The organism is Schlesneria sphaerica (assembly GCF_044336245.1).
GTDB lineage: Bacteria > Planctomycetota > Planctomycetia > Planctomycetales > Planctomycetaceae > Schlesneria > Schlesneria sphaerica.
Genome location: NZ_CP172346.1, coordinates 5492957 through 5504423, shown reverse-complemented (window position 1 = coordinate 5504423; position 11467 = coordinate 5492957). Strand labels below are relative to the sequence as shown.

The following is an 11467-nucleotide window of genomic DNA, read 5'->3' as shown; positions in this document are numbered from 1 at the left end:
CGACGGGAGAGCAACCACCGATGAAGCATTCTCTCTGGTCACGGATTCTCCTCGTCACCGGTCTGTTCGTGTGCAGCGCTGCCTCGTCGAGGGGACAGGTTCTTGAGAACGAAGCGCTCCTCCGCAAGCAGGAAGACCAGCAGCGTGCGCGAACCCTGACGCGTGAACTGCTGGCGAACGTCCTTGATGTGCAACTGCGTCAGCTCGATGAGAATGGTCTGTCTGACCAGGAAATTTATCGCGACATTAAGTTGATGCGTCAGAACCTCAACCATCTGGTTGAGATGGAAATGACGAACGTCGTTGACTTACTCGCCGAAGCCCAGCGACTTCCTGGAGAAAAGCGTGAGGCCCTCTTCGTCGATGCCCGCCAGCAGATTCGGACCGTGGTTCGTCAACTGGCTGTTCAGCGACAGAATCTGTTAAAGCGGCTCAAAATTGTGGAACTGGTCGAACAGGTTCGAAATCTCATCCATCAGCAATCGACGGTACAGAAGAATACCCGGGCAGTCCGGACTGAAGCCCAGTCTCTGCACGAGATTCTCACACTGCGCGCCATTGAAGATCAGCGCGACGTCAAAGAACTCTACCTGCATCTGATCGACACTCTTGTCGATATGAAGACCTGGAGCGGGTCCCTTTCCTCCACGGCCGCCGATGCCCTGAGGATCCTGAACGTCACCGAAGTCGGCCCCCATCTCGATTCCGCCGGACGCCACCTGCAGTCGGTGCAACATTCAGAAGCAACAGATGAGCAGGGTCAAGTCATTAAGGGATTGCAGGAACTATTGCGCGTCGTCGAACGAACCCAGGAGGGACTCGGTTCGGAATTCCTGGCGAACATTGACCGAGTACGTGGTCTGATGGAACGACAAAAACAGCTTCGAGACGAAACAAAATTGTTCGACGATCAGCAACCACCTCCCCCGGATTTCGTTGAACAACAGGCCCTGTTACAACGAGACATCGCCGGACTGGCGGAGGTCATTCCCAAAATTCCGAAGGGGGAAGCACTTCTGCAACTGGCAGAAGCCGCGGCGCTCGATGCCGCAGCCAGTCTGCTCGACGGCCGACTCGAAACGGCCATCTCGTCACAAGGCCAGGTCCTCGGGAATCTGGCGGCACTGGAACTGACGCTCCGGGAACAGGCGAAACAGAGTTCCCCCGACCGATCAGCCGAGGAACTGGCAGAAAGCATCAAACGACTTCACGACGCCAAAGCCGCATTGAACGGGGCAAAATCCAGACAACCGTCTGTACGAACTGATGCGGGCGAACAGACTCAGGCCACTGCGGCGCAACTCACCGAGATCATTCAGGCCACCGAGGCGGCGCTGGAGAACCCTGATCTCCCTGCCAATGTCCAGCAATCCCTCACGCGAGCGACGCAATCGGCCTCGGCTGCAATGACAGCCCTTGAAGCAGCAACATCGGAGACGGATTCGCAGGAAGCAGCGAAGTCGCTCACAGATGTCGCCCACACTCTGGACCGGGCACTCGCCACCGTGGATGCGGCCATCGCTGACACAGAACGACGCGAATCGGCTGTTAAAATCGGTGAACTGGCCCGCGCCGCGGAAGTTCTGGAGCGAGCAGCGTCCGAAGAGCGGCAGATCGCCGTCGAAGTGGATGCTCTCGCAGAAACCGGCTCAGCCACTGCCAGCGAGACAGCAGAACAGGCTCGGCAACTGACTGCGCGTCAGGACGATGTACACGCCATCGCGGAAAAAACGGCCAAAGCGCTTGCTCAGATCGCAGCAGAGGCTTCGCAACACATTCTGGCGGGCGAGGCCGATGCAAAGGACTCTTCACAAAAGCTGCAATCGATTGCGGACCAGACAGCCAGTGAGCTCGCATCCGCTGCGGGTGTCGCTGCCAATTCAGCGCGCAACGCGTCACAGAATCTGGCAGACGCAGCAAAACTCGCTCGCAAACTCGTCGTGACGACGGCCCGGGAACTGGCTCAAAAAACGTCCGAGCAGGCAGAGCAGATTGCCACTGCTCGGGCGGCTGTAGACCGCGCTCTCGATGATCTGCCATTAAGCGGCGACCTGGCAAAACTCGACGCGGCGAGAAACGAACTGAACATCGCAATCCAGCAACAGGCAACCGCGTCTGGAAAACCCGCTGCCGCTCTCGCTCTTCAACTCGTCCATCAGATTGCCAGCGGAATGGAGGCCCAGCAGGCAGCCGCGGAAATGGCGTCAGCCGCACAAGCCGGAGCGACCACGGAACTGAAAGCGACAATCAAACAGGAAGAAGCGGCCGAGTCTGCTTCGACGGCCCTGGGCACTGCCCGAAAATATATGCCCCTTGTTCCCAACCTGTCGGAATCCACATCCGGAAGCCTGATTCAATCATTAAACGATGCTCACCAGGCCGCTGCGCAGGCGGCACGCCAAATCCTCGAGTCCAATCCCTCGGGCGCCATGATGTCTCAAGCGAAAGCCGCCGAGGCACTGCGAGCCGCGTTGGTGATCGCGCAATCCGAGGCGCAGACAACAGTCCAGCAGCCGCCGACTCATCCCAGTGACTTACAGGCGCAAGCCGACGCCGCAGCAACGACCAAACAGGCGCAAGCATTTGCCAGCCAGGCCTCGCAAGTCTCAGCCTCGGCCGTACATCCAGCGGTGGAAGCCACCGCAAGCGCTGAACGAGCCCTGGTCGTCGCTCCCCGTGAAGCAGGTGCGCTCCAGGCGACTGCCGAAGCGAAGCTGCAAGAGGCGCTCCGTCACCTTGTCGCAGCCGTCGATGCGGCGACAAGGGAACGTGAAAAACGACTCGCGGAACTGGCGGATCAACACGAAGCGATGGCGGAGGAAGTCGCGGCAGCGGACCCGGCAGCGGCCGACTCGATCGATGTTGCTGCCCAGGCGGCTCGTCGCGGTTCACACGCAACGGAATCCTCCACGCAAGTCAGCGAAGCAGAAGCGGACGCGGAAATGGCCTTGGAGCAAGCCTCTGCCAACCTGGGTGCTCGAGAGCAGGAGATTCGACGAGACCAGGCCATCGCCGAGACTGTGGCCAGCCTGGCACAAGGCCAGCAGTTGGCCGCCGACACCATCGCCGAACAATCTGCAGAACTGGAGCGAATGGCCGAAGCAATGGAAGAAGCTTCTACCGAACAGCAACGAGCGGCGGCACAATCCTTAAATGAGGCCAAGCAACAATTCGCCGACTCGCAACGAGCAACGGGTCAGGGAGCCGTTGAGCTGAGCGGACAGAAGGAAGTTGCCAACCTTCCGCTTCGCGAAGCTCTTGAGCTGGCCTCGATGTTGCCAACCGAGGATGTCGCCTCGGAGGATCCGCTCGACGGACTTCTCCCTCAGCCCCCGACGGATTCCAAGGATTCCACAGCACCGGACGTGGCGGATGCCGGTCCCTCGCCCCCTTCCGCCCAAGCCGAGCAAGGCACCGAAGGTCCTGCGGTTTCCCCCTCCGAGGCGGGGCAGTCAGCGATCGCCAAACCGGGAAAAGCCTCTTCCGGCAAACCTAACGATCTGGGGACGGGTTTTGTCCCGCAGTCCCCCCAGTTAACCGCAGACATGATGGCGGGTGCCAAAGCTCAGCGAGCGGCCCGGAAGGCACTCGGACAGCAGATGCCCAAACTGTCTCAGCAGGCTGATGGACAACAGTCGGAATCCGGAAAAGTCACTGACGGCGATCCGGGAGAAGCTCAGTCGAGCGAACACTCCGAATCATCGAAGCTTTCAAAGAACGAGGGAGCCAGTACCACGAATCAAGGTGTCAAAGACGGACCGATTCAGCGCGAACCCGAAGGGACCAGTGCCACCTCGAAACCCTCGGACAAGGCTCGTGAGACCGAGGACAAGATCGAAGGAAAGCAATCGAAGGAAGCAGCCTGGTTCGCAAGGTTACCTGCTGAGCTACGTAAGTCACTTCGCGCTGGTACGGGGCAGAAACCGCCGCGAGCTTATGAAGAACGCCTGAAAAACTATCTGCAGAGTGTGGATTGAACGGTCGCCCCTTCCCGTTGCCGTACAAAAGCCCGATCATCACTAAGAACGATCTCACCAGTAAGACTTATCACATGACCACCGATTCCATTCCTGCGGACGACGTCGCGGCAGTACAGAAATGTGAAGGAGCCTACAACACGCTGCGCGATGAACTCGCGAAAGTCATCGTTGGCCAAAGCGACGTCATTGAACAGGTCCTGATCGCCATCTTCGCACGCGGGCACGCCCTGCTTGAAGGAGTCCCCGGTCTGGCCAAAACGCTGCTCATCAGCTCACTCGCACAGGCCCTGCACTTGACGTTCAAGCGGATCCAGTTCACCCCCGATCTGATGCCGAGTGACGTGACCGGCACCGATGTCATTCAGGAAAATCTGGAAACGCACAATCGCGAATACAAGTTTCTGCCAGGTCCGCTCTTCGCCAACATGATTCTGGCGGACGAGATTAACCGTACTCCACCCAAGACGCAGGCCGCGATGCTGGAAGCGATGCAGGAACGACAAGTTTCAGCCGGGGGCCAGATCCATCAGTTGCCCGATCCGTTCTTTGTGCTTGCAACGCAGAACCCGCTTGAACAGGAAGGGACCTATCCCCTGCCCGAAGCGCAACTGGACCGATTCCTGCTGCACATTCGCGTCGCATATCCCTCGGCCGCAGACGAGTGGGAAGTGGCGCGACGCGTCACCACAGGGCACATGGGAAAGATTGAGGGAGTCCTCTCCGGTGACGACATCGTGGGTTATCAGCGACTGGTCCAGCGTGTCCCCGTCAGTGATCAGGTGCTGGGTTACGCTCATGCTCTGGTGCGCGCGTCTCGTCCGGGCACGGAAGAGGCCCCCGACTTCGTCAACAAATGGGTGAACTGGGGAGCCGGCCCGCGCGGAGTCCTGACGCTCGTCACCTGTGCAAAAGCGCGAGCCATCCTCTACGGTCGCTACCACGCGACAATCGGCGACGTGCAGGCAGTGGCCCAGGGAGCTCTGCGGCATCGAATCGCCCCCAACTACGCCGCACAGGCGGCAGACATCAACAGCGAAAAGCTGATCGACATGCTCATGGAAAGAACACCGGCCGACAGGAAATATGCCCGGCCCGCTTAATCGAATCGCGTGGCGAACTGCCTGATTCGCCGCAGCGCACCAGCAGGCACTGGTATGCACCATGAATTGGTCGGATCGACCACAGAATCCAGCGTGGCTGGTCCGCGAATACGGACCAGCCACGCCGTTCTCTCTTCTCGTGACTCGCAAACTCAATCAGGCCTGTTCCTGGCCGCGTTTCAAAATGTCCCAGACGATTTTACCGGGCTGACCGTCAAGCAGCGTCCCTGGGGTACCGGGACGGGCAAAGGTCAGCTTTTCGGGATCCAGACCGAACAGATGCAGCAGTGTCGCATGGTAGTCGAAATGGTTGACGACGTTTTCCACGGCATGGTGACCGACTTCATCGGTCGCACCATACGCGAGTCCCCCCTTCACTCCACCACCGGCGAGCCACATGCTGAACCCGAAAGTATTGTGGTCGCGGCCGATGTTCTTTTCGTTCTGAATCACCGGCAGACGGCCCATTTCGCCACCCCAGTGGACGAGCGTCGTGTCGAGCAGACCGCGGCGTTTGAGGTCCATGACGAGTGCAGCCGATGGTTGATCGGTCACTTCGCACATTTGCGGCAATCCTGTTTTGATCGCACCGTGATGGTCCCAATGCTGGTTCCCGGTATGAACTTGCACGAAGCGGACACCGCGTTCAACCAGTCGCCGCGCGATGAGACACCGCGTGCCATACTCTGCAGACTTCGGATTATTCAGTCCGTACAGTTCCTTTGTCTCGGCAGTTTCCTGTGACAGGTCGAGTGCTTCCTTGGCAGCGGTCTGCATCCGGGCCGCCAGTTCATAACTCGAGATCCGCGCCGCCAGATCATGCTCACCCGGCCGTTGCGACAGGTGATCCTGGTTCAGCTCGCGTACGTAGTTCAGGAACTTGTCCTGCACCGCCCCCTGGAACTGAGGAGGTGGATCCAGGTTGAGAATTCGAGGCTCTTTCGGGCGAATCACCGTTCCCTGATACAGCGAGGGAAGCCAGCCATTCGTCCAGTTTTCGACTCCCGCGACAGGCAATCCCGATGGATCCGTCAGAACGACGAATGCGGGCATGTTCTGGTTTTCGGTCCCCAGACCATAGGCCATCCATGAACCCAGGGAAGGTCGACCTTGCTGGATGCGGCCGTTGGTCAATGCCCAGATCGATTGCACGTGATTATTGACGCCTGTGTGCATCGAGCGGATTAGACAAATGTCGTCCACGACCTTGCCCAGGTGCGGCAACAGTTCGCTGAGTTCCGTACCGCACTCGCCGTGCTTCTTGAACTTCCAGGGCGACGCATACAGCTTGGAAGTCGCCTCGGCCGCATTGTCGAGCTGAAGCTGACCATTGAAGGTCTGTCCATTCAGACGATCAAGTTCCGGCTTGGGCTCGAACATATCGATATGGCTAGGCCCCCCCTGCATGAACAGCGAGATCATCGCGTTCGCCTGCGGTGCATGGGGAGTTCGTTTGGGCACAAGATCAAACGACTGCTTTTCCAGATCGGGCTTCGCTGGCGCTCCCTTGGCCTCTTGCGTGAGCAGGTGCGTCAGCGCGAGTGACGACAATCCAAACCCGGATTGGGCGAGAAAATGTCGTCGAGTGTGGTCTGGGAAGAAGTGCATACGATTGCCCCTTATTAGTTTCTGTCCGAAGACATTCAGCGATCTTTTGCAGTGCGAATTCCAGCCTTGTGGGGAACCTCGTCACATGACAGGCCCCGCAGGCAGTCGAAACTCAGTCGACGTAGAGGAACAGGTTTGCGCTCAACAGGCCCTGGCAGAAACTCGCCAGTGCGACCTGCGCCGGGGATGGCTCCTTACCCGCCTGATCAGCAGGAACTTTGGCAGCAACCTGCTCTGTCTGCTCGGTCAGAAATGCAATTGCACCGGCCAGTTCCCGTTCAGTTGGAGGGCGCGTGAAGGCCGTGACCCACGCGAACTTGACCTGTTCCGAAATGTTATCTCCAGCCACCTTGCGAACACGGTCGGCGAACTTTTCCGCTTCGCGAACCACAAGACTGTTATTCATCATCAGCAATGCCTGAGGAGCGACAGTCGAGGACTGACGAATGTCACAGTTGGGTGACAAGGTCGCCATATCAAAGGGTTCGAGCATCCCCAGGGGCAACGAACGTCGCACCTGCACGTAGATGCTGCGACGGAACTCGTCTTCCCGCAGTGAAACCCCCTGGTTGATCCGTCCCCCAGCCAGGTCAAGAGTCGGCAAGCCGACAATGACTTGCCCCACTTCATCGACCGCGACCGGCGCGGGCTTTCCGTACATTTTGTCGCTCAGCGAGCCAGAGCAAGAGAGCATGGAGTCGCGGATTTCTTCTGCTTCCAGACGGCGCACGGGCATCCGGGCCAGCAGGCGGTTGTCAGGATCAGCAGCATCAATCTCGGGCCGACGCTGTGACCGCTGCTGGAACGCAGTGGACCCCAGCAGCAGACGATGGAATCGCTTTAACTGCCATCCGTCAGAGACGAAGCGCGTTGCCAGCCAGTCGAGCAATTCGGGGTGAGATGGACGTTCACCGAGATACCCGAAGTCACCGGGGGTCGCGACGATCCCCTTCCCGAAATGATGCATCCAGAAGCGATTCACCATCACGCGCGACAACAGAGGATGCTTGCCACTGGTGAGATTACGGGCATAGGCCAGACGGCGTCCCGTAGTGGGAACCTGAGGATCGTCGATCGCAATTTCGACCGGGGATGTCAGGGACACGATCGACAGTTCCGCCGGTGTCACTTCCTGCTTCGGCTGGTTGATCTCGCCTCGATAGAACAGATGGGTCGGAGGAACCTGACCGGGGATTTCCGTGAAGCCCGAAACATAGTCTTCGGCCGGACGCAAGGATCGGACCTGTGCAATCCGCTCGTCCCACCGTCGGTTAAATTCGTCAATCCGCGCGGGTTCATAAAGATAGACGCTACCCCCATCGACATTCAGACTCGGGGTCTCTTTCAGGATCTGCTGCTGTTCCGGCGTCCGTTTGTCGGCGCTGGTGGCGCGGGCCTGCCGGGCTGGTGCCCGCTGAGCTTCCGGCAGCTTGTTCACTTCCCGTTCAAAGACTTCCTGCACGATTGCGTTCAATTCGCGTCCGCGCTGTTCGCTCAACTTGTACTCGGCATCACCCAGCACCTTCGCGGTCAACCGCTGATCTGCACTCCACAGGCTGATCAAGCGAGATCCCGGCGCTCGCCAGGCCTTGGTGTTATATCCCGGCTCAAAGACCGCTCGGAAGCGGTAGTAGTCGGCCTGTGTGATCGGGTCGTAACGGTGGTTGTGGCACTGAGCACATCCCACTGTCATTCCCAGCATGGACGTCGAGACGATCTTGATTGTTTCTGCAATCACTTCATTGCTCGCGGCATTGACGTCAACGCCGCCACTCGCGGTGCCGTCAGGTGCCATCCGCAGAAAACCGGTTGCAGCGAGCTTGTCGGTGGCATCGGGAGAAAGATTTTCGTACGGGTACGTCACCAATTCGTCACCCGCCAGTTGCTCGACGATGAACTGGTCGAACGGCTTGTCAGAGTTAAACGCCCGGATGACATAGTCACGGTACTTGAACGCATAATCCCGAACAGGATCCGCTTCGGTGTAACCATCACTATCGGCATAACCGGCAACATCCAGCCAATGGCGACCCCAGCGTTCACCGTAACGGGGTGACGCCAGCAGTTCGTCGGTCAAACGTTCGACAGCGTCAGGCGCCGGGTCATTAACGAAACGCTCCACCGTATCGGGAGAAGGAGGCAATCCGTGCAAGTCGAAGGAGAGCCGGCGAACCAGCGTCAAACGATCTGCGGGTTCCGAGAAGTCCCAGTCTTTCGACTCCAGGACTGCCAGCAGAAACTGGTCGATGGGCGAGCGGACCTGCTCAGTATGCTGGACTGCAGGGACAGCAGGTTTGCGGATCGGCTGGACTGACCAGAATGCCCGCTCTTCATCGGTGAAGTCCCCTTCCAGCGGCTTTTCCGGTTCCGGACGAGCCGTTTTGGCTCCTCCCGCAACCCAGCGGGTGATGAGATTCACTTGTTCGGGCGTCAATTTTTTCTCGCCCGGCGGCATTTCACCGGATCGAATTCTCTCAAGCAGCAAACTCTTGTCGGCGTTCCCCGGCACGATCGCCGGGCCCCCTTCTCCGCCGCTCACCATCAGTCGCGCCAGACGAAGATCGAGCTTCCCTTCGACGGTTTCTTCTTCGCCGTGACAGTGGAAGCAAAACGACTTCAGAATGGGGCGAATGTGCGGTTCAAACAACACTTCGCCGGGAGTCTCTGCAGCTCGCAGAACGGGCCAGGAAGCGAACAGGATCGCGAGGGCAAGGCTGAGATTTTTCATGGCGGGAAATACCAGCGGGAGTTCAGCAGTAGCAGTTACGCATCGAGTATGTCTGATCATCGAAAGAATCGCAACGAGAATGAAGCCCAATCGCCTCATACATTCCCCTTTCCGAACGTGTATCAGCCCGTACTTCGGTTGTGGAATGACAGACAAATCTTCCTGTATTATCCCTTGTCGGGGCTTTGCGGAAAGGAGGGGCGGGATGACAGAAGATACGACACCTCAACAACCTCAAGCGATCAACGTGCGAATCGGGCAGTCTTAGAATCTGGCGCCAATCATCCCCAGTCGCGCAGAACGACACACATCGAATGCGAGGAACGTGGCCTGATTCACCAGCAGGCAGCAAGACGTCTCCATTCCTGCACATCCGATCCGTGGCGCATCAGACTTCAACGAAACAAAAAACAGCCGAAACATTTCTGGCTGATCGGGCGCCTGGACAGTTTTGATTCCCCGTCTCCCGGAATCGGCAAGCAATCAAGAACTTGAAACTGACCTGACGTTTCCGCACGACCTAAGCCCACTTCGATGGTCAGATCCGTCTGTTCTTCACCGCCGTCTGTTGTTCACGGGAGCTCGCAGGTTCTCGCACCGGATGTCACTTCAAGCCATCGACGATTTCCAGGTCGCTCATGCAATCGTTGTGAGTGGGAACTCGAATCAGCACAATGAGGCCCCGGGACATGCTCAGCCCCGTCGGGCCGAGTACGAGATCAGGGATCTCAATTGAGGAATATGATGAACCTGGATGCGGAGCTGTTTCCCTTCCGATTGATCTGACTCAATTGTATTCAACGGTCATCCAAACAACCTGTATCAGCCCCTCTGCCCAATTCGAAGCCTGTGCCCGCTCCTTGTGTCAACGCCCTGCGTTTCAGAACACCTGCAAGAAAAAGTGAGAGACGATGACGCAGAGCGTGCTTTCCCGGTACCTGAATCCCGAGATTCTCAGACGCGTTGCTGATCGACCACTGGAACCGCACGGACTGGTAATGGGGAACCTGGCGGGGGCTCACAAGTCCCCCCTCAGCGGCTTTGCAGTCGAATTTGCCGGGCACCGGGATTACATCGTCGGAGACGATCCACGGCACATCGACTGGCGGCTCTACTACAAGCGAGACCGTCTTTCGATCAAACAATACGAGATGGAGACGAACTTTGTCTGTCACCTCGTGCTGGATATCAGTGCGTCGATGCGGTACGGAGCCGGGAACGAGCAGAAGTTGTTCTGTGCAGCCCAGGCCGCCACGACCTTAGCCTATTCCATTATTGCGCAGAACGACAAAGTTTCCCTCACCACCTTCGATGATCGTATTCAAGGTTATGTCCCTCCGGGAAACACCTTGGCACAGATTCATCGGATCATCCAACACCTCGACCAGATCTCGCCCGTCGAAAAGACGAACATGGTTGACTGTCTGACGGACCTGACTGGCCGGATGGGACGCCGTGAGATCGTCATGATCTTCAGTGATTTTTTTACGGATCTCACTGCGCTGGAAACCGTGTTACAGCGGATGAAATACAACCGACACGAGATCGTGCTGTTTCACATCCTGCATCCTCACGAAAGGACATTTCAGTTTGAGGGAATGGTGAAGTTTCTCGGAATAGAAGAGACTGCAGAGTATCTGACGCAGACCGAGGACATCCGTAATGGATATCTCGCGTCGCTCCATCGCTATGAGGCCGCCTTCGAAGACCTCTGCCGACGGAATGCGATTGAACGCGTATCGGTGGACACCAGCGGAAATTTGGGTGACGATCTGGTGGAATACCTCAACCAGCGAACCCGCGTTCGTCTCCGGTAAATTTGATCCCTCCGGTAAATCTGGTCAAAGTCACATACTTTCAAAACAGGTGTGCGGTCGATGTTTCAACCTCGAAATGACGTTCGACAACATGCGAGATCAAACCGCCCCTCTCTGCGGAATCTGAAACCGTGGACGAATCTCGGCGCGAGCAGAAACATCTCGCTACCCACTCACCCTTCCAAAACTCATTAGCAGACCGACCTCCATCACCGTCGTCTCTCTGATTGGGGC

5 protein-coding genes are annotated in these 11467 nt (G+C 57.9%); 3 read left to right on the top strand and 2 right to left on the bottom strand.

Annotated elements, in window-relative coordinates; genetic code table 11:
* Positions 1 to 20: 20 nt before the first annotated feature.
* Complete coding sequence (locus ACGY09_RS19960; RefSeq protein WP_397569141.1) at positions 21 to 3977, top strand: hypothetical protein; 3957 nt, start codon at positions 21 to 23, stop codon at positions 3975 to 3977.
* Between the two features lie 74 nt (positions 3978 to 4051).
* The gene (locus tag ACGY09_RS19955; protein WP_397569140.1) at positions 4052 to 5080 is read left to right on the top strand and encodes an AAA family ATPase; all 1029 of its coding nucleotides are present in this window, start codon (positions 4052 to 4054) and stop codon (positions 5078 to 5080) included.
* A gap of 156 nt (positions 5081 to 5236) precedes the next feature.
* Here ACGY09_RS19955 and ACGY09_RS19950 read toward each other — a convergent pair whose 3' ends face one another.
* Complete coding sequence (locus ACGY09_RS19950; protein WP_397569139.1) at positions 5237 to 6688, bottom strand: DUF1501 domain-containing protein; 1452 nt, start codon at positions 6686 to 6688, stop codon at positions 5237 to 5239.
* Between the two features lie 112 nt (positions 6689 to 6800).
* The gene (locus ACGY09_RS19945; RefSeq protein WP_397569138.1) at positions 6801 to 9416 is read right to left on the bottom strand and encodes a DUF1553 domain-containing protein; all 2616 of its coding nucleotides are present in this window, start codon (positions 9414 to 9416) and stop codon (positions 6801 to 6803) included.
* 911 nt (positions 9417 to 10327) lie between these two features.
* On the opposite strand from ACGY09_RS19945, the gene ACGY09_RS19940 reads away from it, so the two are divergent.
* The gene (locus ACGY09_RS19940) at positions 10328 to 11233 is read left to right on the top strand and encodes a DUF58 domain-containing protein (RefSeq protein ID WP_373653213.1); all 906 of its coding nucleotides are present in this window, start codon (positions 10328 to 10330) and stop codon (positions 11231 to 11233) included.
* Positions 11234 to 11467: the final 234 nt, after the last annotated feature.